At 66.9% G+C, this 22,373-nt stretch carries 19 protein-coding genes; 3 read left to right on the forward strand and 16 right to left on the reverse strand.

All coding sequences use genetic code 11. From position 1 onward, the window contains the following. Nucleotides 1-12 precede the first annotated feature (12 nt). Genes zwf through pgl form a run of 3 tightly spaced genes read left to right on the forward strand, consistent with a single transcriptional unit; the run spans nt 13 to nt 3,321 of the window. The gene (gene zwf, locus BLQ10_RS10595; RefSeq protein ID WP_091561627.1) at nt 13-1,575 is read left to right on the forward strand and encodes a glucose-6-phosphate dehydrogenase; all 1,563 of its coding nucleotides are present in this window, start codon (nt 13-15) and stop codon (nt 1,573-1,575) included. Then, complete coding sequence (locus BLQ10_RS10600) at nt 1,572-2,513, forward strand: glucose-6-phosphate dehydrogenase assembly protein OpcA (protein ID WP_091561629.1); 942 nt, start codon at nt 1,572-1,574, stop codon at nt 2,511-2,513. The genes zwf and BLQ10_RS10600 overlap by 4 nt, the downstream gene beginning before the upstream one ends. Next, nucleotides 2,503-3,321 (forward strand): 6-phosphogluconolactonase, encoded by an 819-nt coding sequence (gene pgl / locus BLQ10_RS10605; protein ID WP_091561630.1) that lies wholly within the window; start codon nt 2,503-2,505, stop codon nt 3,319-3,321. Before BLQ10_RS10600 ends, pgl begins: the two co-directional genes overlap by 11 nt. On the opposite strand, the gene BLQ10_RS10610 is transcribed toward pgl, so the two are convergent. The 16 genes from BLQ10_RS10610 to BLQ10_RS10685 form a co-directional block, all read right to left on the reverse strand. Then, nucleotides 3,274-3,669, reverse strand: a complete 396-nt coding sequence (locus tag BLQ10_RS10610) for an RNA polymerase-binding protein RbpA (RefSeq protein ID WP_091561633.1) — start codon at nt 3,667-3,669, stop codon at nt 3,274-3,276. The two genes, pgl and BLQ10_RS10610, sit on opposite strands and share 48 nt — an antisense overlap. 114 nt (nt 3,670-3,783) lie before the next feature. Next, a complete protein-coding gene (secG, locus tag BLQ10_RS10615) occupies nt 3,784-4,041 on the reverse strand; it encodes a preprotein translocase subunit SecG (protein ID WP_018772994.1) in 258 nt (85 codons plus the stop codon). A 48-nt stretch (nt 4,042-4,089) separates the two neighbouring features. Further along, nucleotides 4,090-4,905 carry a triose-phosphate isomerase gene (gene tpiA / locus BLQ10_RS10620; RefSeq protein ID WP_091561635.1) on the reverse strand — a complete coding sequence of 272 codons (816 nt, stop codon included), beginning with the start codon at nt 4,903-4,905 and terminating at the stop codon, nt 4,090-4,092. Between the two features lie 119 nt (nt 4,906-5,024). Next, nucleotides 5,025-6,251 carry a phosphoglycerate kinase gene (pgk, locus tag BLQ10_RS10625; RefSeq protein ID WP_091561637.1) on the reverse strand — a complete coding sequence of 409 codons (1,227 nt, stop codon included), beginning with the start codon at nt 6,249-6,251 and terminating at the stop codon, nt 5,025-5,027. Between the two features lie 10 nt (nt 6,252-6,261). Then, a complete protein-coding gene (gene gap, locus BLQ10_RS10630) occupies nt 6,262-7,272 on the reverse strand; it encodes a type I glyceraldehyde-3-phosphate dehydrogenase (RefSeq protein WP_091561639.1) in 1,011 nt (336 codons plus the stop codon). 266 nt (nt 7,273-7,538) lie between these two features. After that, on the reverse strand, nt 7,539-8,162 hold the full coding sequence (locus tag BLQ10_RS10635) for a superoxide dismutase (protein ID WP_091562023.1): 624 nt from the start codon (nt 8,160-8,162) through the stop codon (nt 7,539-7,541). 167 nt (nt 8,163-8,329) lie between these two features. After that, nucleotides 8,330-9,310, reverse strand: a complete 981-nt coding sequence (whiA, locus tag BLQ10_RS10640; protein ID WP_091561642.1) for a DNA-binding protein WhiA — start codon at nt 9,308-9,310, stop codon at nt 8,330-8,332. Between the two features lie 10 nt (nt 9,311-9,320). Then, entirely contained in the window at nt 9,321-10,340 is a 1,020-nt protein-coding gene (gene yvcK, locus BLQ10_RS10645) for a gluconeogenesis factor YvcK family protein (protein ID WP_091561643.1), read from the reverse strand. After that, nucleotides 10,340-11,263 (reverse strand): RNase adapter RapZ, encoded by a 924-nt coding sequence (gene rapZ / locus BLQ10_RS10650; RefSeq protein ID WP_091561646.1) that lies wholly within the window; start codon nt 11,261-11,263, stop codon nt 10,340-10,342. The genes yvcK and rapZ overlap by 1 nt, the downstream gene beginning before the upstream one ends. Before the next feature lie 123 nt (nt 11,264-11,386). Next, on the reverse strand, nt 11,387-13,405 hold the full coding sequence (gene uvrC / locus BLQ10_RS10655) for an excinuclease ABC subunit UvrC (RefSeq protein WP_091561648.1): 2,019 nt from the start codon (nt 13,403-13,405) through the stop codon (nt 11,387-11,389). A 67-nt stretch (nt 13,406-13,472) separates the two neighbouring features. Continuing rightward, nucleotides 13,473-14,141, reverse strand: a complete 669-nt coding sequence (locus BLQ10_RS10660) for a lysophospholipid acyltransferase family protein (RefSeq protein ID WP_091561650.1) — start codon at nt 14,139-14,141, stop codon at nt 13,473-13,475. Then, on the reverse strand, nt 14,128-14,991 hold the full coding sequence (locus BLQ10_RS10665; RefSeq protein WP_254785509.1) for an HAD hydrolase-like protein: 864 nt from the start codon (nt 14,989-14,991) through the stop codon (nt 14,128-14,130). Before BLQ10_RS10665 ends, BLQ10_RS10660 begins: the two co-directional genes overlap by 14 nt. A gap of 156 nt (nt 14,992-15,147) precedes the next feature. Beyond that, nucleotides 15,148-18,096 carry an excinuclease ABC subunit UvrA gene (uvrA, locus tag BLQ10_RS10670; protein WP_091561654.1) on the reverse strand — a complete coding sequence of 983 codons (2,949 nt, stop codon included), beginning with the start codon at nt 18,094-18,096 and terminating at the stop codon, nt 15,148-15,150. 67 nt (nt 18,097-18,163) lie between these two features. Further along, nucleotides 18,164-18,556, reverse strand: coding sequence for a GntR family transcriptional regulator (locus BLQ10_RS10675; RefSeq protein ID WP_091561657.1), 393 nt, complete (start codon nt 18,554-18,556; stop codon nt 18,164-18,166). Continuing rightward, nucleotides 18,553-20,394, reverse strand: coding sequence for an ABC transporter ATP-binding protein (locus BLQ10_RS10680; RefSeq protein ID WP_254785523.1), 1,842 nt, complete (start codon nt 20,392-20,394; stop codon nt 18,553-18,555). The genes BLQ10_RS10675 and BLQ10_RS10680 overlap by 4 nt, the downstream gene beginning before the upstream one ends. Before the next feature lie 113 nt (nt 20,395-20,507). Continuing rightward, entirely contained in the window at nt 20,508-22,244 is a 1,737-nt protein-coding gene (locus tag BLQ10_RS10685; RefSeq protein WP_091561662.1) for an ABC transporter ATP-binding protein, read from the reverse strand. Nucleotides 22,245-22,373 lie beyond the last annotated feature (129 nt).

Below are 22,373 nucleotides of genomic sequence, written 5' to 3' on the forward strand. Positions count from 1 at the left end.
ACCCACGCAACCATGCCAGAAACCTACAATGGCGGCAGGAACACGGCCGGCCGGCGGCGCAATCCGCTCCGGGACCCCCGTGACCGCCGTCTGAACCGTATTGCCGGGCCGGCGTCGCTGGTCCTGTTCGGGGTAACCGGGGACCTCGCCCGCAAGAAGCTCATGCCGGCCGTGTACGACCTCGCCAACCGCGGGCTCCTGCCGCCGAGCTTTGCCCTGGTGGGCTTTGCCCGCCGGCAGTGGGAGAACGAGGACTTCGCCGCGGAGGTCAAGGAGTCCGTCAAGGCCTACGCCCGCACCCCGTTCGATGAAACGGTCTGGAAGCAGCTCTCCGAGGGCATCCGCTTCGTGCAGGGCGAGTTCGACGACGACGAGGCGTTCAAGCGGCTCAGCGAAACGATCGATGAGCTCGACGAGCAGCGCGGGACGCGGGGCAACCACGCGTTCTACCTCTCAATCCCGCCAAAGGCCTTCGAGCAGGTCTGCCGCCAGCTCTCCAAGCACGGCCTGGCCCAGGCTGCGGGTGACAACTGGCGCCGCGTCGTGATCGAAAAACCGTTCGGGCACGACCTCGAGTCGGCCCGCCAGCTCAACGACATCGTCGAGTCGGTGTTCCCGCCGGACGCGGTCTTCCGGATCGATCACTACCTGGGCAAGGAGACGGTGCAGAACATCCTGGCGCTGCGCTTCGCGAACCAGCTCTTTGAACCGCTCTGGAACGCCAACTATGTTGACCACGTCCAGATCACCATGGCCGAGGACATCGGCACCGGCGGCCGGGCAGGCTATTACGACGGCGTGGGCGCGGCCCGCGACGTCATCCAGAACCACCTGCTCCAGCTCCTGGCCCTGACGGCCATGGAGGAGCCGATCTCCTTCAACGCCGATGACCTGCGGGCCGAGAAGGAAAAGGTCCTCTCCGCCGTCCGGCTCCCGGAGGACCTCTCCACCCACTCCGCCCGCGGGCAGTTCACGGGCGGCTGGCAGGGCGGCGAGGAGGTCCTGGGCTACCTGGAGGAAGAGGGCATCCCGGCCGATTCCAAGACCGAGACGTTCGCCGCGATCCGGGTGGACATCAACACCCGTCGCTGGTCCGGAGCGCCGTTCTACCTGCGCGCCGGCAAACGGCTGGGCCGCCGGGTGACGGAGATCGCCGTCGTGTTCAAACGCGCGCCGAACCTGCTGTTCACCGACCACGGCGAGGACGACTTCGGCCAGAACGCCGTGGTGATCCGGGTTCAGCCCGACGAAGGCGCCACGATCCGGTTCGGGTCCAAGGTCCCGGGCACCCAGATGGAGGTCCGCGACGTCACCATGGACTTCGGCTACGGCCACTCCTTCACCGAGTCCAGCCCCGAAGCCTACGAACGCCTCATCCTGGACGTGCTCCTCGGCGAGCCGCCGCTGTTTCCCCGGCACCAGGAAGTCGAGCTCTCCTGGAAGATCCTGGACCCGTTCGAGGAGTACTGGGCCGGCCTCGATGAACAGCCCCAGCCCTATGCTCCCGGCAGCTGGGGCCCCGCCTCGGCCGACGAGCTCCTTGCCCGCGACGGACGAACCTGGAGAAGGCCATGATCGTAGATCTTCCCGACACCACCACCTCCAAGATCTCCAAGAAGATCATGGCCCTGCGCGAGCAGGGCGGCGTGATCGCCCTGGGCCGGGTGCTGACCCTTGTGGTGGTCACCCGCTCCGGGCTCGAGGAGGAGGCCATCGAGGCCGCCAACGAGGCCAGCCGGGAACACCCGTGCCGGATTATCGTCCTGGCTGACGCCGGGGCCTCGGCCCCGACCCGGCTGGACGCCCAGATCCGCGTCGGCGGCGACGCCGGGGCCTCGGAGGTCATCCTGCTGCGCGGCTACGGCGAACTCGCCGAGGAAAGCGAATCCCTCGTCGCGGCCCTGTTGCTCCCGGACGCACCGATCGTGGCCTGGTGGCCGCACGGCGCTCCCAGGAATGCGTGCCAGACCTCGATCGGGGGCATCGCGCACCGCCGGATCACCGACTCGGCCAATGAGACCGACCCGGTCGCGGCGCTGGAAAACATCCGCCGCACCTACAAGGCCGGCGACACCGACCTCGCCTGGACCCGCCTGACCAACTGGCGCATCCAGCTGGCCGCGGTCCTGGACCAGGTGGACGACTCGCCGGTGACGGCCGTCGCCGTCGAGGGCGCCTCGGACTCCCCCAGCACCGTGCTGCTCGCGGCCTGGCTCACCCTCGCCCTGGATGTCCCCGTGACGATCGTGGCGGACCCGGCCGGAACCGGGATCCGCCGCGTCCGGCTGACCCGGCCCGGCGGCGACGTCCAGCTCTTCCGGCCCGGACTCACCATCGCGGAACTGACGCAGCCCGGCCAGCCCGCGCAGCGGATCTCACTGCCGCGACGCAGCCTCAAGGACTGCCTGGCCGAAGAACTCCGCCGCCTGGATCCGGACGAAGTTTTCGGCGAAGTGATTACTATGGGACTGCCACGTACCAATCTAAGGAGTGTCCGTCCCAGTGAGCGCTGACCCGAGAGTAAGCATCCATCCTGACTCGACCGTCCTGATGGCTGCGATCGCAGCCCGCCTCATCACCAAGCTCGTGGATATCCAGGACCGGCACGGCGAGGCCACGGTGGTGCTTACCGGGGGCACAATGGGCATCGGCTCCCTCAAGGCTGTGGCCGAGTCACCGGCGGCGCCGGCCGTCGACTGGTCGAAGGTGAACTTCTGGTGGGGTGACGAGCGCTTCGTGTCGGCCGACGACGCCGAGCGCAACGCCCGTCAGGCCCAGGCCGCGCTCCTGTCCCATATCAGTGTTGATCCGGCGCGCGTCCATGTGCCCGGTTCCACCGATGACTTCGACAGCCCGGATGAAGCCGCGGCGGACTATGCGCGCCGCCTCGCCGAGGCGGCGGCCGCCGAGCACGCCGCGGACATGTCCGATGACAGGCCGGAACATCCGGCGCGGCTTCCCCGCCTGGACATCGTCCTGCTCGGAGTCGGGCCGGACGCGCACGTCGCGTCCCTCTTCCCTGAGCAGGCCGGTATCCGGGAGAAGGAACTGACCGTCGTAGGGGTCCACAACTCCCCCAAGCCGCCGCCGGCGCGGGTGTCGCTGACGTTGCCGGCGATCAATACGGCATCAGAGGTGTGGATGGTGGTGGCCGGCGACGACAAGGCCGGCGCCGTGGGGCTGGCGCTGGCCGGCGCCAATCCCGTGCAGGTTCCCGCGGCTGGGCCGCGCGGCCGGCGGGAAACCCTGTGGCTGATTGACGAAAACGCCGCGTCACGGGTCCCGGAGCAGCTCGTCCGGAAGGGCCCGTCGGGCGCGTAGCCGTTCCAGCGCTCCGGCCAGCACGTCTTCGGCGTCCTGGCTGGAGCGCCGCTCTTTAACGTATTCCAGGTGCGTCTTGAAGCCCTCCGTCGGCGCTTCCTCCAGGGCAAACTTTGTCTCGTCGCGGGTTGCGGTCCCGCCACAGCGCCGGCAGTCCCAGACGCCGGGGATCTGCTCCTCCGGCAGCTGGGCGAACACGAGCGCGGTTTCATGGCCCTTGGCGCACCGGAAGGAAACACGAATACGGGGCTGGCGTACGCCGGCCCCGTTCAGTGGCTCATGGCGGGGAGATGCCCCTTCGGTGGCGCCCACACGGATTCCCTTGAATCCGGAAGCAGAATGCAGCATCGGGAACTCCTGGCTACTTGGCTGGCGGACGTGTGCAAGACGCCAGTTTAGGTTGGGAGTTCCCGATGCCGGGAGGGCCTTAAGGACCCCTTATGGAGTTTTCGGACGGGCGTCCTAGGAATCGGCGCCCGTGCTGAACCGCATGAGCAGGCCCAAGGCGATGATCACGACCCCCCAGGTGATGCCCAGGATGACCGTGAACCGGTTGAGGTTCCGCTCGGCGACACCGGAGGAGCTCAGGCCCGAACTCATGCCGCCGCCGAACATGTCGGACAGGCCGCCTCCGCGTCCCTTATGGAGCAGGATGAGCAACGTCAGCAGGAGGCTCGTGATGCCCAGGAGGACCTGCAGAATGACATGAAGAACGTCCACGACGGCCTTTCAGAAGGATTGGATTGCGGGGGTCAGGCTGTGTCCGGACTAATCCGTCAGCAGGTGACTCTCGAACCTGACAATATTAGCAAACTCGGCAGCGTCCAAGCTGGCACCGCCGACCAGCAAGCCGTCCACGTCACGTTCCTTCAGGATCGAGGCCGCGTTGTTGGCCTTGACCGAGCCGCCGTAGAGCAGGCGGGTCTTGGCGGCGACGTCGGCTCCGAAGAGGGTGGACAGTTCGGCACGGATGGCTGCGCACATTTCCTGCGCGTCCTCCGGACCGGCAACCTCACCGGTGCCGATGGCCCAGACGGGCTCGTAGGCAACAACGAGCTCGGCAGCCTGCTCCGGGGTGAGGCCTTCGACGCCGGCGCGGAGCTGGGCGAGCGTGTGGTCCACGTGGGTGCCGGCCTGCCGGACCTCAAGGCCTTCCCCGACGCACAGGACGGGGGTGACGCCGTGCCGGAAGGCGGCTTTGGTCTTGGCGTTGAGCACGGTGTCGGACTCATTGTGGATGGTGCGGCGTTCGCTGTGGCCGACCAGGGCGTAACTGCAGCCGAGCTTGGCCAGGAACTGTCCGGAAATATCGCCGGTGTAGGCGCCGGAGTCGAACTGGGAGAGGTCCTGGCCGCCATAGGCGACGGCGAGCTCGTCGCCCTGGACCAGGGTCTGGACGCCGCGGAGATCCGTGAACGGCGGGAAGACGGCGACCTCCACCCGGCTGTAGTCGTGCTTGGCGTCGGACAGGGTCCACGCGAGCTTCTGCAGGAGGGTGATGCCCTGGACGTGGTCCATGTTCATCTTCCAGTTGCCGGCGATGAAGGGCTTGCGGTCGAATTTACCGTTGGTTGACGTGGTCACGTGATCTCCAAGAGTGCTTGATGTATGAGAGCAGCCGGCAGGGCGCCCGGTTCCTTGCGGAAGGCACCCTGCCGGCTCGATGGCCTGGTAGCCGCTGTTGCTTCTACCGGTCAGTGCTTCTAACGGTCGAGGACGCTCAGGCCCGGGAGTTCCTTGCCTTCAAGGTACTCCAGGCTGGCGCCGCCGCCGGTGGAGATGTGGCCGAACTGGTCATCGGCGAAGCCGAGTGTCCGGACCGCTGCCGCGGAGTCGCCGCCGCCAACCACCGTGAACGCGTCCGTCTCGGTCAGCGCCTGGGCGATGGCCCGGGTACCGCCGGCGAAGGCCGCGAATTCGAACACGCCCATGGGCCCGTTCCAGAACACCGTCTTGGCGCCCTTGATCCGTTCCGCGAACGCCGCTGCCGATACCGGCCCGATGTCCAGCCCGATGCCTTGGGCTCCGAAGCTGCTTGACTCGATGGCCTCGGCAGCGACGGTCTCGTGCTCGGCGTCGGCGGCGAACTTGGCGGCCACCACAACATCAGTGGGCACGACGAACTCGGTACCGGCGTCCGCGGCCCGCTTCAGGTAGTCCTGGACGACCGGGATCTGGTCCTCTTCGAGCAGGCTGCCCGCGACCTTGTGGCCCGCGGCGGCGAGGAAGGTGAACAGCATGCCGCCGCCCACCAGGATCGTGTCCGCCTTGCCGAGGAGGTTGTCGATGACAGCGAGCTTGTCGGAGACCTTGGAACCGCCGAGGACAACGACGTAGGGCCGCTGGGTGTCGGTGGTGAGCTTTCGCAGCACCTCGACCTCCGTGCGGACGAGGTCGCCCTGGTAGGACGGCAGCCTCGTGGCGACGTCGTACACGCTGGCGTGCCTGCGGTGCACGGCCCCGAAGGCGTCATCGACGAAGGCGCCGTCGTCACCGGTGAGGGCGACGAGCTCGTCCGCGAAGGCGCCGCGTTCGGCGTCGGCCTTGGAGGTCTCGCGCGCGTCGAAGCGCACGTTCTCCAGGACCAGCGCTTCGCCGTCCTGCAGCGCGGCGGAAAGCTCCTTGGCCGACTCGCCGACAGTGTCGCCGGCAAGTGAGACCTTGAACCCGGCAAGCTCGGCCAGCCGCGTGGCCGCGGGCTTGAGTGAGTACTTCTCGTCGGGGGCGCCCTTGGGGCGGCCCAGGTGTGCTGTGACCAGCACGCGGGCACCGGCGTCCGTGAGCTTCGCCAGCACTGGCAGGGAGGCCTTGATGCGGCCGTCGTCAGTCACTGTAGAGCCGTCGAGCGGCACGTTCAGGTCACTTCTGACCAGAACGTACCGCCCGCGGACACCATCAGCGATCAGTTCGTTGAGGGTGTGGAATGTCATGAGTCTTACCCTAGCCCAGCTTGGACGCGACAAGCTCCGTGAGGTCCACGAGGCGGTTGGAGTAGCCCCATTCATTGTCATACCAGGACACAACCTTGACCTGGTCGCCGATCACCTTGGTCAGTCCCGAATCGAAGATGGACGACGCCGGGTCGCCGACGATGTCCGAGGAGACGATCGGCTCGTCGGTGTAGGTCAGCAGGCCCCTGAGCTCGTCGGTCTCGGATGCTGCCTTGAGGGCGGCGTTGACTTCAGCGACGGTGGTTTCGCGGGAGACCGTGACGGTCAGGTCAGTGGCGGAGCCGGTGGGGACGGGCACGCGGATGGCGTAGCCGTCGAGCTTGCCCTTGAGCTCCGGCAGGACCAGGCCGATTGCCTTGGCGGCACCCGTGGAGGTGGGCACCATGTTGATGGCGGCGGCGCGGGCGCGGCGGAGGTCCTTGTGCGGGCCGTCCTGCAGGTTCTGGTCGGCCGTGTACGCGTGGATGGTGGTCATCAGGCCACGCTCGATGCCGAAGGCGTCGTTGATGACCTTGGCCAGCGGGCCGAGGCAGTTGGTGGTGCAGGAAGCGTTGGAGATGATGTGGTGCGTGGCGCTGTCGTACAGGCCGTCGTTGACGCCCATCACGATCGTGATGTCCTCATCCGAGGCGGGGGCGGAAATCAGAACCTTCTTGGCGCCTGCGTCGATGTGCTTCTGCGCATCGGCGGCCTTGGTGAAGAAGCCGGTGGACTCGATGACGATGTCGACGCCGAGCTCGCCCCAGGGCAGCTTCGCGGGATCGCGTTCGGCGAGGACCTTGATGATGTTGCCGTCGACGACGATGTTGCCGTCCTTGACCTCAATGGTTTCGGCCAGGCGGCCGCCCACGGAGTCGTACTTGAAGAGGTGAGCGAGGGCTTCCGGGCTGGTGAGGTCGTTGACCGCAACGATCTCGAGGTCAGCGCCCTGTGCGAGGGCGGCGCGGAAGTAGTTGCGGCCGATACGGCCAAAGCCGTTGATACCAATACGGGTCGTCACGTTTTCAGTCTCCTTGGTGCTCTTGCGAGCACGACTAGTTGAGAAGGCGTTCAAGCCATCTAACAGATCCCGCACGCCATTGGGCAGAGATAATTACCAGATCGGAGGGCGACCAGCCACATTGCTGAAGGCTAACCGCCTTCCGTGATCCATCTTACGTTTAACCGGGACTGCCCCCGCAAGTGCAGGGGCAGTCCGTCCACATTTCGGGCCGAACGGCCCGTAATGTGAGGTTTGTTACAGACGGAAGTCGATCCCGTCACCCCTTAGGGGGTAATGAGACCCGTCGCGTTCTTGCGGGCGGCGTCGAAGCGCTTGGCGACGTCGGCCCAGTTCACGATGTTCCAGAAGGCCTTGACGTAGTCGGCCTTGACGTTGACGTAGTCCAGGTAGAAGGCGTGCTCCCACATGTCCAGCATCAGCAGCGGGGTGGTGCCGAGTGCGACGTTGCCCTGCTGATCGTAGAGCTGCTCGATGACGAGGTTGCCGCCGATGGGCTCGTAGGCCAGGAAGCCCCAGCCGGAGCCCTGCAGGCCCAGCGCCGCGGCGCTGAACTGGGCACGGAATGCGTCGAACGAGCCGAAGGCGTCGTCGATGGCCGCAGCGAGCTCGCCCTCGGGCTTGTCGCCACCGTCCGGGGAGAGGTTCTTCCAGAAGACGGAGTGGTTGATGTGGCCGCCGGTGTGGAACGCGAGGTCCTTGGAGAGGCGGTTGATGTTGGCGAAGTCGCCCTTTTCGCGCGCCTCGGCCAGCTGGGCGAGGGCGTTGTTGGCGCCGGTTACATAGGCGGCGTGGTGCTTGCTGTGGTGCAGCTCCATGATCTTCGCGGAGATGTGCGGTTCCAGCGCTGCGTAGTCGTAGTCGAGCTGGGGCAGTACGTACTCGGTCACAAAATCCTCCAATGTCGTGGACGGGTTGTCCGGTTCGGTAACTCTCGGATTGTGCATCCGGATGCGGGGCATCCGGAAGATTGCGGTGGGATCCAACGGCAACAACCCGCCGCGGCTCCCGGGTATTTCCATTCCCGGCATTTACCTGTGTTGATTCTAGGGGCGGGCTAGTCGTCGAGCATTTCCGGTGTCACATTGGCTTCCGTGCCCGGGATGCCGAGGTCCTGGGCCCGCTTGTCCGCCATGGCCAGGAGCCGGCGGATCCGGCCGGCGATGGCGTCCTTGGTCATGATGGGGTCGGCCAGGCGGCCCAGTTCGTCCAGGCTGGCCTGCTTGTGCGCGACCCGGAGCTCGCCGGCGTACTTGAGGTGGTCCGGGACGTCGTCGCCCAGGATTTCCAGGGCACGGTCCACCCGGGCACCGGCGGCCACGGCGGCCTGCGCGGAACGGCGCAAGTTGGCGTCATCGAAGTTGGCGAGCCGGTTGGCCGTGGCGCGGACTTCCTTGCGCATGCGGCGCTCCTCCCAGACCATGAGCGCGTCGTGGGCGCCCATCCGGGTCAGCAGCGCGGCGATCGTGTCGCCGTCGCGGATCACCACACGGTCCACTCCCCTGACCTCGCGGGCCTTGGCCTGGATGCCGAGGCGGCGGGCGGCGCCGACGAGGGCCAGGGCCGATTCGGGGCCGGGGCAGGTGACTTCCATGGCCGAGGAGCGGCCGGGCTCGGTGAGCGAGCCGTGCGCCAGGAAGGCGCCGCGCCAGACAGCCTCGGCGTCCGAGGCGGAGCCGTTCACCACAACTGACGGAAGGCCGCGCACGGGGCGACCGCGGGCGTCCAGCAGTCCGGTCTGGCGGGCCAGGGCCTCACCGTCGCGCACCACGCGCACCACGTAGCGGCTGCCGCGGCGCAGGCCGCCGCCCGAGACGACGATGATCTCGCTCTGGTGGCCGTACACCTCGGCGATTGCGGCGCGCAGCCGCCGGGCGGTCGAGGCGAGGTCGACTTCGGCCTCGATCACAATCCGGCCCGAGATGATGTGCAGCCCGCCGGCGAAGCGGAGCATGGCCGATACCTCGGCCTTGCGGACCGAGGACTTCTTTATGTCCAGACGGGAAAGTTCTTCCTTGACTGATGCTGTCAGTGCCATGGCACCTTTCCTAACTGTTCCCGAAAATATCGTGGTACGCCGTCGCCAGCCGCAACGGATCGTGGACCGGACGGCGACCAGACGCCCCCACTTTACCCAAGACCACCTCGGCACCGAGCATTCCTGCCGCCGCCTCGAAGTCGGGCAGGTCCTGGACCGACGCCGGGTCGGCCAGGATGACGTCGATTGTGAAGTCCGGCGCGTACTCGCGCAGCACGCGGAGGTGGTCGGCGGCGGTCATGCCGGCGGTCTCTTTGGTGTCCGTGGCGAGGTTCATCGTCAGGCAGCGGCGGGCGGCCGTGTTGCAGAGGGCCTCACGCATTTCGGGCAGCAGAAGGTGCGGCAGCACGGACGTGTACCAGGAGCCCGGCCCGAGGATCACCCAGTCGGCCAGCTCGATCGCCGTCAGTGCTTCCGTGCATGCCGGTGCGTTCTCGGGCAGGAGCCGGACGTGCTCCAGGGACCCTGCCACGGCGCACTTGGCCTGGCCGGTGATGGTCTGCAGTGCCGTGGTGCCGTCCGGGGCGGTGACCCGGATCTGACCCTCGATGGTCAGCGGGACGCTGGACATCGGCAGGACTTCGCCGCGCGCGCCGAGCAGGGCGCCGGCCCATTTGAGGCCCGCAACGGTGTCGCCCAGGAGCTCCCAGAGCGTGACAATCAGGAGGTTGCCCATGGCGTGCTCATCGAGGGACCCGCCGCGGCCCTGGCCGGGGGCGAAGCGGTGCTGCATGACGTCGCGCCACGTGCGGCCCCAGTCGGTGTCGTCGCACAGCGCGGACAAGGCCATGCGGAGATCGCCCGGCGGCAGGACGCCGTACTCTTCACGGAGCCGGCCGGAGGAACCGCCGTCGTCCGCGACCGTGACGATCGCGGTGAGCTCGGAGGTCAGCAGGCGCAGGGCAGACAGTGAGGCGGAGAGGCCGTGGCCGCCGCCGAGCGCGACGACGGAGGGGCCTTTGTCCTGCTGGCTGGCAAATGCCGCGCTGGCGGGCGGCACAAGGGGCAGCGGGCCGGTCAGCAGCGCCATTACTCGCGGCCCAGGTCCCGGTGCGTCGTGGTCACGGTGACGCGCGGATATTGCGCCAGCCTCCGTGAGAGCTCGACGGCGACCGCCACGGAGCGGTGCTTGCCGCCGGTGCAGCCCACGGCGATGGTGGCGTAGTGCTTGTTCTCCCGCCGGTAGCCGTCCAGGACCGGTTCGAGGGCCAGTACGTAGCGTTCCACGAAGTCGCCGACGCCCTGGGCCTCCAGCACGTAGTCGCTGACGTCCTTATCCAGCCCAGTGTGCGGGCGCAACTGCGGCACCCAGTGCGGGTTGGGGATGAAGCGGGCGTCGGCCACGAAGTTGGCGTCCACCGGCAACCCGTACTTGAAGCCAAAGCTCATGACATTCAGGCGAAGCGCCACCGGCCCGGTCTCGCTGAAAAGTTCCGTGATCGCGGTGGCGAGACCGTGGACGTTGAGGGAGGAGGTGTCCAGGACGATGTCGGCGGTTTCCTTCAATTCACGGACAAGTTCGCGTTCGGCCGCTATGCCGTCGAGGATCCGGCCGCCGCCCTGAAGCGGGTGGGGCCTGCGGCCCTGCTCGAAGCGGCGCACCAGGACGTCGTCGCTGGCGTCGAGGAACAGCACGCGGAAGCTCACGCCGGTGGCTTCCAGGGCGCGGAGGGCCGCGCGCATGTCCACGAACAGTTCCTTGCTCCGGACGTCCATCACGACGGCGAGCTTGGACATCGAGTGCGGTGTCCGCGACACGAGTTCGGCGAGCGTGCCGAGCATCTGCGGCGGCAGGTTTTCCACGACGTACCAGCCATGGTCCTCAAGGGCGTCCGAGGCGGTGCTCCGGCCGGCTCCCGACATTCCGGTCACTACGAGCAGTTCCGCCTCGATGGGTTTAACCGGCGTCATGCCGTCCGCATCCCTCTCGGATCCTGCCGTCGACTCTGCCATCAGTGAAGCCCCATCTCTGCCTGTGCGATTTGCTGTTCCGATCAGGTTTGCGCGCGGGCCGCGGTGATGCCGCGGCCATGCCGATACCCAAGTCCTTACCCTAGCTAAGTTTGGCGGCGCTAGCTAAGCGTCGAGGATTTCGCCGGTGGTCATGTTGACGGCAGGAACCGTGGCGGCCTCCTCGCCGCCGTCGGTGTTGAAGTGCCGGACGATTGCGGCGGCCAAGGACGGACCGATCCCCTTGGCACCAGTGAGTTCTTCCTGCGTTGCAGCCTTGATGCTCTTCACGGAGCCGAACTCGGCCAGGAGGGCCTTGCGTTTCGACTCACCCAGCCCGGGCACACTGTCCAGCGCGGAGGCTGTCATGGCCTTGCCGCGCTTTTGCCGGTGGAAGGTGATGGCGAAGCGGTGGGCCTCGTCGCGGATCCGCTGCAGCAGATACAGGCCGGCGGAGGCGCGCGGCAGGATCACTGGGAAATCGCTCTCCGGCAGCCACACTTCCTCGAGCCGTTTGGCCAGGCCGACCACATACACGTCCTCGATGCCCAGCTCCGCCAGCGCCCGGGCAGCGGCATTGACCTGCGGTTTGCCGCCGTCGACGACGACGAGGTTGGGCGGGTAAGCGAACTTGCTTCGCGGCGCCGGGGTGGTGGAGTCAGAGACCGCCGCGGCGGTTGCCGCGTCCAGCGCGGCCTGGTGTGCCGGTTTGGCCGCTGCCGCTGCCTGCTCGCTTTTCTCCGATTTCTCTTCGAGGTAGTGCCGGAACCGGCGGGTCAGCACGTCGTGCATGGCCGCGGTGTCGTCGGTGGCGGCGGCTCCGGTTACCGCGAACTTCCGGTACTCGGACTTCTTCGGCAGGCCGTCCTCCACCACCACCATGGAGCCGACCACGTTGGTGCCCTGGACGTGCGAGATGTCGAAGCACTCGATCCGCAGCAGCGCCACGGGAAGCTCAAGGGCTTCCTGGATTTCCTGCAGGGCCTGGGAGCGCATGGTGAGGTCGCCGGCGCGCCGGGACTTGTGGAGCTTGAGGGCGTGCTCGGCGTTCTCGCGGACCGTGGACATGAGGGCTGCCTTGTCTCCGCGCTGGGGCACGCGGACGTCCACCCGGGCCCCGCGCAGGCCGCTGAGCCACTGCGCGAGCTCCGTGGCGTTGCTGGGTTCGGTGGGCACAAGGACTTCCCGGGGCAGCCTGCCCTGCAGCCCGGCTTCCTCGCCGTAGACCTGCTGGAGCAGATGTTCGACCAGTTCCGGGGTGGTGGAGTCCTCGACTTTTTCCACGACCCAGCCGCGCTGGCCGCGGATCCGGCCGCCGCGGACGTGGAAGACCTGGACGGCGGCCTCGAGCTCGTCCTCGTGCAGGGCGAAGACGTCGGCGTCCGTGCCCTCGGCGAGGACCACGGCGTTACGTTCGAAGACTTTCTTCAGCGCCACGATGTCGTCCCGGAGCCGGGCCGCGCGTTCGTAGTCGAGCTCGGCAACTGCCGCGGCCATCTCCCGTTCCAGCCGGTTGACGAACGGTTTGGCTTCGCCGCCCATGAAGGTGCAGAAGTCCTCGGCGAGGGCGCGGTGGTCCTCGGCGGAGATCCTTCCGACGCAGGGTGCGGAACATTTGTCGATGTAGCCGAGCAGGCAGGGCCGGCCGCTGGCCTGGGCGCGCTTCAGCACCCCGGGGCTGCAGCTGCGCACCGGGAACACGCGCAGCAGGGTGTCCATGGTGTCCCGGATCGCGCCGGCGGTATAGGGGCCGAAATACCGGGTCCCCTTGCGCCGGTCCCCGCGCAGCACCTGGACGCGCGGTAGCTTCTCCCCCATCGTGACGGCCAGGTACGGGTAGGTTTTGTCGTCTCGGAACATCACGTTGAAGCGGGGCGTGAATTCCTTGATCCAGGTGTATTCCAGCTGCAGCGACTCGAGTTCGCTGCCCACCACGGTCCATTCGACGCTGCTGGCCGTGTGCACCATGGCGTAGGTTTTGGGCAGGAGCCCGGCGGGGTTGGCGAAGTAAGTATTCAGCCGGGAACGGAGGTTCTTGGCCTTGCCGACGTAGATGACCCTGCCGTGCGAATCGCGGAAGCGGTACACGCCCGGATTGGTCGGAATTTCACCCGTCTGGGGTCGGTAACTTGCTGGATCTGCCACACATCAAGTCTACTGAGCCGCCGGGGGTGCCGTGGCACCTGCCCTGCGGAGAACAGCATGGCGTGCGCTATTCGGCCGACTTGCTCTGGTTGTAGGTCGTGGAGCGTTCCTGGCCGCTCAGGTCCGCGATGGCGTCCATGATGCGGTCCGTGACCTGACGGCGGGCCGGCAGGGAGTGGTCCGGTCCGGTTTTCTCGAAATACAGCGGCTCGCCCACCTTCATGGTGAAGTGCTGCGGTTTGACGGACTTGCTGTCCGCGGGCTGCAGGTGTTCGGTGCCGAGCAGGCCCACCGGGATCACCGGCGCGCCCGTGGTGAGGGCCAGCCAGCCGACGCCGGTGCGGCCGCGGTACAGGATGCCGTCGCGGGAGCGCGTACCTTCGGGATAGATGCCCACGCCCTTGCCGGAGTCAAGGATGTCCAGCAGCGTCTTCAGTGCCTGGACGCTCGCGGCCTGCTCGCCTCGTTCCACCGGAATGGAGCCCACGGCCTCGAAGAAGGACTTCATGGCCTTGCCCTTGACGCCGCCGGTGGTGAAGTACTCGGCCTTCGCGAAGAACGCCACGGGCCGCGGCATGAGGGCCTGGACGATCACGCTGTCCAGGAAGGAGAGATGGTTCGGTGCCACGATGAACGGTCCGTCCTGCGGCACGTTTTCCAGGCCGATGACCGTGGGACGGCACGTGGAGGATATGAGCCCCCGCGTGGTCCAGCGGATTGCGTCAAACATTGCCATCGGTGTGCACCTCGTTCAGGGCTGTGGTCCCCGGGCGTTCGGAGAGTCTGTTGATCGTCGCGTGAAGCGCCGTGGTGTTGTGCACGATCTCGATGGCACCAGCCGTGTGCAGTTCGCCTTCGGGCGCAAAACCCCAGCCTACGCCGATGCAGTCCAGTCCGTTCGCAGCGGCCCCGGCCACGTCCTGCGCCCGGTCCCCCACCATCACGGCACGGCCAGCCGTCGAAGGGTCCGCCACAGCCAGGTCCGAGAGGGCGGCAGCGACGATTCCGGCCTTCCCCTCGGGGACAGCGCCTCCGGGGGCAGAGCCTCCGGGGGCAGAGCCTTCGGGGGCAGAGCCTTCGGGGGCAGAGCCTCCGGGGGCAGAGCCTTCGGGGGCAGAGCCTCCGGGGGCAGAGCGTCCGGGGACGGGGTCGGCTCCCGGGCCGGCCTCGTCGGCGGCGGAGCCCCGGATGCTGCGGAACAGCCCGGCGATCCCGTGGTGCGCCAGGACGGTGCGGGCAAGGCCTTCCGGCTTCTGGGTGGCAACCGCAAGGGGGCGGCCCGCGGCCACAAAGTCCTCGAGCAGGCCGCGGATCCCCGGGTACAGCCGGCTCTTCGCGATCCCGGTGGAAACGTAGTGCGCGCGATAGATGCGGATCGCGTCTTCCAGCAGTGGGGCCGGAACGCCGGCGATTTCCGTGAGGGAATGGCTCAGCTTGGGCCCGATCATGGCGTCCATCCGGGACTTGCCCGGAACCGGCAGGCCAAGCTCGGTGAGGGCCGCGGCGATTCCGTCCGTAATCCCCCCGGCGGGATCGACAAGAGTGCCGTCAAGGTCGAAGATCACGGGCACTGTTGTATGCGTCACCGGCTTAGTTTCTCACGAGTGTGCGGATGCCAGAAATTCGCATGCTCCTTCAGGAATACATCAACCGAATACATCAGGAATGCATTCCCGTGCGGGCGGGGACGCGTGCGGCGAAGCATGCTCCTTAGCGCCCGCACGGTCCCCGGCGGCGGGCGGTCAGGCGAGAAGCTCGGCCAGGAACGCGGCCGTGTGGCTTTCGCTCGACTTGGCCACCTGCTCCGGCGTTCCGGAGGCGATCACCCGGCCGCCGCCCGAACCGCCGTCGGGGCCAAGGTCCACGATCCAGTCCGCGCTCTTGATGACATCGAGGTTGTGCTCGATCGTGATCACCGTGTTGCCCTTCTCCACGAGGCCCTGCAGCACCATGAGGAGCTTGCGGATGTCCTCGAAGTGCAGGCCCGTGGTTGGCTCGTCCAGGACGTAGACGCTGCGGCCGTTTGAGCGTTTCTGGAGCTCGGCCGCGAGCTTCACGCGCTGCGCCTCGCCGCCGGAGAGCGTAGTGGCGGGCTGGCCCAGCCGGACATAGCCAAGGCCGACGTCGACGAGCGTGTTGAGGTGCCGCGCGATCGGTGAGAAGGCCGCGAAGAACTCGGCCCCTTCCTCGATGGGCATGTTCAGCACGTCCGCGATGGTCTTGCCCTTGTAGTGCACCTCCAGGGTTTCGCGGTTGTACCGGGCGCCGTGGCAGACCTCGCAGGGGACGTAGACGTCCGGCAGGAAGTTCATCTCGATCTTCAGTGTGCCGTCGCCGGAGCAGGCCTCGCAGCGGCCGCCCTTGACGTTGAAGGAGAACCGGCCCGGCAGGTAGCCGCGGACCTTGGCCTCGGTGGTCTCGGCGAAGAGCTTCCGGATGTGGTCGAACACGCCGGTGTAGGTGGCCGGGTTCGAGCGCGGGGTGCGTCCGATGGGGCTCTGGTCGACGTGCACCACCTTGTCCAGGTGCTCGAGTCCCTGGACGGACTTGTGCCGGCCGGCTACCTGCTTGGCGCCGTTGAGCTTGTTGGCGAGCACTTTGTAGAGGATCTCGTTGACCAAGGTGGACTTGCCTGAGCCACTGACGCCGGTGACGGCGGTGAAGAGGCCCAGCGGGAAGCTGGCATCGATGTTGAGGAGGTTGTTCTCCTTGGCCCCGACCACCTTGAGCTCGCGCTTCTTGTCGTATTTGCGCCGCTTTTTGGGGATCTCGATTTTCTTCCGGCCCGAGAGGTAGTCGCCGGTGAGCGAAGCCGTATTTTCCAGCAGCGCTTTGTAGGAGCCGGAATGGACCACCATGCCGCCGTGCTCGCCGGCGCCCGGTCCGATGTCCACCACCCAGTCGGCCTCGTGGATGGTGTCCTCGTCATGCTCCACCACGATCAGGGTGTTGCCGAGATCCCGGAGCCGGGTGAGGGTTTCGATCAGGCGGCGGTTGTCCCGCTGGTGCAGGCCGATCGAGGGCTCGTCGAGGACGTAGAGCACGCCCACGAGGCCGGAGCCGATCTGGGTGGCCAGCCGGATGCGCTGGGCTTCGCCGCCGGACAGGGTGCCGGAGGGCCGTTCCAGGTTCAGGTATTCGAGTCCGACGTCGAGGAGGAAGGTCAGCCGGGCCTGGATTTCCTTGAGGACCTGGTGGGCGATCTGGGCTTCGCGGCCGGTGAGGACGAGGTTCTCGAGGAAGCCTGCGCATTCACGCATGGGCAGCGCGGCGACCTCGGCGATTGACTTGCCGTTGATCAGCACCGAGAGTGACGCAGGGTTCAGCCGTGCGCCGTTGCAGGCCGGGCAGGGGACCTGGCGCATATACTCCTCATAGCGGTCGCGCGCAGAGTCCGAATCGGTCTCGCCATGCTTGCGGTGGACGTACTGCACGACGCCTTCAAAACCGGTGCTGTACTTGCGTTCCCGGCCGAAGCGGTTGCGGTATTGCACCACCACTTTGTGGTCCTTGCCGTGCAGGACCGTCTGCCGGGCGTCGGCGTCGAGCTTCTCCCACGCCGTCGTCATGGAGAAGCCGAGTTCGTCTGCGAGGCCGGCCAGCAGCCGGTTCCAGTACTCCGTGGTGGCGGTGCCCAGAGACCACGGCGCGATGGCCCCCTCGGAGAGCGAGAGCTCCGGGTTGGGGATAAGGAGTTCCTCGTCGACTTCCAGCTTGGTGCCGATGCCGCTGCACGCGCTGCAGGCGCCGAAAGGGTTGTTGAACGAGAAGGAGCGGGGCTCGATCTCGTCGATCGCCAGGGGGTGCTCGTTGGGGCAGGCGAGGTGTTCGGAGAACGCCCGGATCCGCTCGGGGTCGTCCGCTTCGAGGTCGACGAAATCGGCCAAAATGCGGCCCTCCGCCAGTCCGAGGGCGGTTTCGACGGAGTCGGTCAGGCGCTGGCTGATGCCTTCCTTGACCACGAGGCGGTCCACCACCACTTCGATGGTGTGCTTGAACTGCTTGCCCAGCTTTGGCGGATCGCTCAGGTGGACGAGCTCGCCGTCCACACGGGCCCGCGAGTAGCCCTTGGCCGTGAGTTCCTTGAAGAGGTCGACGAATTCGCCCTTGCGGCCGCGGACCACGGGGGCCAGCACCTGGAAGCGCGTGCCGTCCGGGAGCTCGAGCAACTGGTCCACGATCTGCTGCGGAGTCTGCTTGGTCACAGGCTCCCCGCAGACGGGACAATGCGGCCGGCCCACGCGGGCCCAGAGCAGGCGCATGTAGTCGTAAATCTCGGTGATGGTGCCCACGGTCGAGCGCGGGTTCTTGCTCGTGGACTTCTGGTCGATGGACACCGCCGGCGAGAGGCCCTCGATGAAGTCGACGTCGGGCTTGTCCACCTGGCCCAGGAACTGCCGGGCATAGGCGGAGAGCGATTCGACGTAGCGGCGCTGGCCCTCGGCGAAGATGGTGTCGAACGCGAGGGAGGATTTGCCGGAGCCGGACAGGCCGGTGAACACGATCATGGCATCGCGTGGCAGGTCCAGGTCCACGTTGCGCAGGTTGTGCTCGCGGGCGCCCTTGACGACGAGGCGCGTCATGTCCGGACGCTTCAGGACGGGGCGGGACGGGGCGGCATCCCGGGCTGCCAGCGACTCGACGGCGGAATGGACTTCAACGGCTGGATCTTCAGCTACAGCTTTAGGCACGAATCTAATGCTAATCGAAAACTTCTTCGAAAAACTATTCTGCGCGCCAGGGGGAGCGCCGGATGTGCTACTGGCGGTCGTAGGCGGCGGCCAGCAACTGCACGGCCTCGGCGAAACTCGCGCCCTGGGCTTTGGCGGCCGCGGCGAACTCGGCGGCGGCGGCGGACAGCGAGCTCCAGGCGGCATCGCGGGCACAGACCACGGTGCCGTTCCGTCCCCGCGTCACCACGACGCCGGCTGCCTCGAGTTCCTTGTAGGCCCGCGCCACGGTGTGCGGTGCCACGCCCAGTTCACCGGCGAGGCTCCGCACAGCCGGAAGTCTGGTGCCCGGTGCGAGCGTGCCGTTGTCGGCGCGTTCAATGACGTACAGCCGGAGCTGTTCGAAGAGCGGGACGGAACTGACCGGATTGGTCCGCCAGGAACCGGGGAAACGCTCTCCCGCGGTGTCCGTGGGGCTCACTGTTCCGCCTCCTGGATGGCCGGGACCTGTTCGCGACCGGCGAACTGCGCCTCGTACAAATCCTTGTAGAGCCCGCGCCTGGCCATCAGCCGCTGATGGGTCCCGTGTTCAACGATTCGTCCGTGGTCCATGACGAGAATTAGATCAGCGTCCCGGACCGTGGACAAACGGTGCGCGATCACGAAGCTCGTGTGACCTTCCCGCAGCCGCTCCATCGCATGCCGGATCTGCACCTCGGTACGGCTGTCAACGGAACTCGTCGCCTCGTCCAGCACGAGGATGCTGCGCCCGGCGATCTGTGCCCGCGCGATTGAGACAAGCTGGCGCTGGCCCCGGCTCAGGGAGTCGCCGTCGTTGCCGAGTAGGGTGTTATATCCCCCGGGCAGTGCCCTGACGAAGTGGTCCACGTGGCTGGCGCGGGCCGCCGCCACGATGTCGGCGTCGGTGGCACCGGGGCGGCCGTATTCGATGTTCTCCCGGATGCTGCCAGTGAACAGCCAGGCATCCTGCAGGACGGTGCCGAAGGCGCTCCGCAGCTCGTCCCGCGGGACGGTGGCGATGTCGGTCGAGTCCACCAGGATCCGCCCGGAGTCGAGTTCGTAGAAGCGCATCAGGAGGTTTACGACGGTGGTTTTGCCTGCCCCTGTGTGTCCCACAATTGCCACAGTCTGTCCCGGCTCGACCGTGAAGGAGAGGTCCTTCACCACGGGCGTACCGGGGCTGTAACTGAAGCTGACGTGCTCGAACGTGACCTGGCCCGCCACCGCGCCCCAATTCAGTGGGGCCTGGGACGTGCGCGGGGCACGGGATTTGCGTCCGTTGGAGGATTTACGCGGGACATGGATTTTTCGCGGGGAGGCGGCGCGATGAAGCTTGCCGGCGCCATTGGCCGAAACGGCCGGCACCGCACTGTCCGGCGGGATCTCCGGAGCGTCAAGCAGCTCAAACACGCGCTCCGCCGAGGCCAGGCAGGATTGCATGAGAGTCAGCATTCCGCCGATCTGGCCCACGGGCTGGCTGAAGAGGCGGGAGAACTGGACGAAAGCCTGAATGCCGCCGATGGTCATCGCCCCCGCCGTAACCTGGAGCGCCCCCACAACAGCCACCGCGATGTAGTTGAGGTTGGCGACAAACATCAACAGCGGCTGCACGATGCCGGACAAGTACTGGGCGCGTGTGCTCGACCGCGTGAGCTTTTCGTTGCACTCCCGGAAGCTCACCGCCGACGCCTCCTGCCGGCCGAAAGCCTTGACCACTTCATGCCCGGTGAAGATCTCTTCAAGTTGGGCGAGCAGTGCCCCAGTACTGCTCCACTGCTCCTTGAAGTGCGCCTGGGAGTGCCGGGCCACGAACACCGTGATGGCCATGGATACCGGTACCGACAGGACAGCGATCAGTGCCAGCAGCGGCGAGAGCCACAGCATCATGGCGAGTGCGGCGGAGAGCATGAGGACGGACATGATCAGCTGGTTCAGGAGCTGGTTGAGGGCCTGGGAGATATTGTCGACGTCGTTCGTGGCCCGGCTGAGCACGTCGCCGCGGCGCTGCTCCTCGAAATGGCTGGACGGCAGAACGTGGAGTTTTTGTTCCACAGAGCCGCGGAGCCCGTAGCTGAGGCGCTGCACAGCGGTGGCGGTCAGGCTGCCCTGGATCCAGCTGAACAGCGACGCACCAACGTACATGGCGGAAACGGCCAGCAGCCGCGCGGCCAACTCCTGCTCGTCGAGGGAGCCGCCCATGAAGCCCGCGACGACGACGTCGGTGGCGTCGCCCAGGACCTTCGGGGCCGCCACGTTGAGTGTCACGAACGCACAGGTGGCAGCGATGACACAGGCCATCCGCCATTTCAGCGGCAGCAGCAGGCCAAGCAGCCGGGCGGCGGTCTGCCACTTGATGCGTTCCGGGATGCCGGGCCCCGCAGTGGTCCCGGCGCGGTGTGCCCGCCCGCGGCTCACGGGGTTTCCTCCAGCACCAGCTGGGAATCGGCAATTTCCTGGTAGCTGGGCGATGACTCCATGAGTTCGCTGTGCGTTCCCTGCGCGACGACGCGGCCGTCCTCCAATACGAGGATCAGCCCGGCGTCCACGATTGTTGACACCCGTTCGGCCACGATCAGCACGGTCGCCGAGCACAACAGGGGCTCGATGGCCGCGCGGAGCCTGACGTCGGTCCCGTAGTCCAGGGCCGAGAAGCTGTCGTCGAACAGGTAGACGGGGGCATTCTTGAGCAGTGCCCGCGCGATGCACAGGCGTTGCCGTTCGCCGCCGGAGAAGTTGGTGCCGCCCTGGCTCACGGGCGCTTCGAGTCCTAGCGGCAGAGCGCGGACAAAGTCGGCGGCCTGGGCGGCCTCGAGCGCCTGCCACAATTCGGGCTCGTCCGCGGCGGCCGAGCCGAACCGGAGGTTTTCCGCGACCGTGCCCGTAAAGAGATAGGACTGCTGCGGGACCACTGCGATCAGGTCCCGCAGGACCTCCAGCCGCATGGCCCGCACGTTGTGCCCGCCGATGCTGATCCCGCCGGCGCTCGCGTCGAGGAAGCGGGGAAGCAGGTTCAGGAGCGTCGACTTGCCGCTGCCGGTCGCGCCGATGATCGCCGTCGTGGTCCCGGTCCTGGCGGTGAACGAGATGCCGTCCAGCACCGGCGCTTCGGCGCCGGGATAGGCGAAGGACACGTTCCTGAATTCGACAGTGCTGCCGGAGTGTGCCGTCGTGCCGGCAGGAGCGGTGCCGGCGGGAGTGGTCGGATCCGCGATGGCCGGTTCCGTGTCCAGCACCTCGCGGATCCGTTCCGCGCACGCCGCCGCCCGCGGGGCGGTCATGAAGACGTACATCGCCATCATGATGGCAATCAGGATTTGCAGGATGTAGGCGATGAACGCCGTCAGCGCCCCCAGCCGCATTTCGCCGGAGTCGATCCGGTGGCCGCCAAACCACACCACGAACACGGAAGACAGGTTGACCACGAACATGATCATCGGCATCATGGCGGCGACCAGGAGGGCGGATTTCAGATTGTTCCGGGTGAGGTCCTTGTTGGCTTCATCGAAGCGGCGGATTTCGTGGTCTTGCCGGACGAAGCCGCGGATGACATTCGCGCCGATGATCTGTTCACGCAGCACCCGGCCGATCCGGTCGAGGAGCCCCTGGCCCTGGCGGTACAGCGGAATCAGGCGGCGCACGATCACGGTCATTATCACCGTGAGGACCGGGATCACCACGACGACGATCCAGGACAGCACCACGTCCTGGTGCACGGCCAGCACGATGCCGCCGATGAAGATCGCTGGTGCAGCAATCAGCATGATGAAAATCAGGATGGCGAGGTTTTGGATCTGGGCGACGTCGTTGGTGGCCCGGGTGACGAGGCTGGGGGCACCGAAAACGCTGACCTCCTGGGAGGAGAAGGACTGCACCTTCGCGAAAAGTTCCTGCCGCAACTGGCCGCCCATCTCCATGGCGACGACGGAGCCCAGATATCCGGCCGCGATGGCCGTGATCACCTGAACGGCGGCGATTCCGGCCATCCAGCCGCCGAGATGGAGGATTTCCCCTTTGTCCCCGGCGATGATGCCGTCGTCGATGATCGCGGCGTTCAGGGTGGGCAGGAGCAGGTTGGCCGTGGCTTGGACGAGCTGCAGCACAACGATGGCCAGCACGCTCCCTTTATGCGCGGACAGCAGCCGCGACATCAGGCCTATAAGCACCGAACCTCCATTACTAGCCCAGGGCCCGGAATGGAATCAGCCTAACGGCCGCCCCCATACCGCCACGTCATTGTAAGCCCCATTCCGGAGTGCTTCGTGTCATACGGCAGACAC

The sequence above is a fragment of the Arthrobacter sp. ok362 genome (assembly GCF_900102785.1).
Taxonomy (GTDB): Bacteria; Actinomycetota; Actinomycetes; order Actinomycetales; family Micrococcaceae; genus Arthrobacter.

What these genes read in the sequence shown, in the direction of transcription:
- BLQ10_RS10600 (WP_091561629.1), top strand. Translation starts at nt 1,572, where the DNA reads ATGATCGTAGATCTTCCCGACACCACCACCTCCAAGATCTCCAAGAAG.
- whiA (WP_091561642.1), bottom strand. Translation starts at nt 9,310, where the DNA reads ATGGCACTGACAGCATCAGTCAAGGAAGAACTTTCCCGTCTGGACATA.
- pgk (WP_091561637.1), bottom strand. Translation starts at nt 6,251, where the DNA reads ATGACATTCCACACCCTCAACGAACTGATCGCTGATGGTGTCCGCGGG.
- zwf (WP_091561627.1), top strand. Translation starts at nt 13, where the DNA reads ATGCCAGAAACCTACAATGGCGGCAGGAACACGGCCGGCCGGCGGCGC.
- BLQ10_RS10610 (WP_091561633.1), bottom strand. Translation starts at nt 3,669, where the DNA reads ATGCTGCATTCTGCTTCCGGATTCAAGGGAATCCGTGTGGGCGCCACC.
- BLQ10_RS10680 (WP_254785523.1), bottom strand. Translation starts at nt 20,394, where the DNA reads ATGGCCTGTGTCATCGCTGCCACCTGTGCGTTCGTGACACTCAACGTG.
- yvcK (WP_091561643.1), bottom strand. Translation starts at nt 10,340, where the DNA reads ATGGCGCTGCTGACCGGCCCGCTGCCCCTTGTGCCGCCCGCCAGCGCG.
- BLQ10_RS10685 (WP_091561662.1), bottom strand. Translation starts at nt 22,244, where the DNA reads ATGTCGCGGCTGCTGTCCGCGCATAAAGGGAGCGTGCTGGCCATCGTT.
- rapZ (WP_091561646.1), bottom strand. Translation starts at nt 11,263, where the DNA reads ATGGCAGAGTCGACGGCAGGATCCGAGAGGGATGCGGACGGCATGACG.
- BLQ10_RS10660 (WP_091561650.1), bottom strand. Translation starts at nt 14,141, where the DNA reads ATGGCAATGTTTGACGCAATCCGCTGGACCACGCGGGGGCTCATATCC.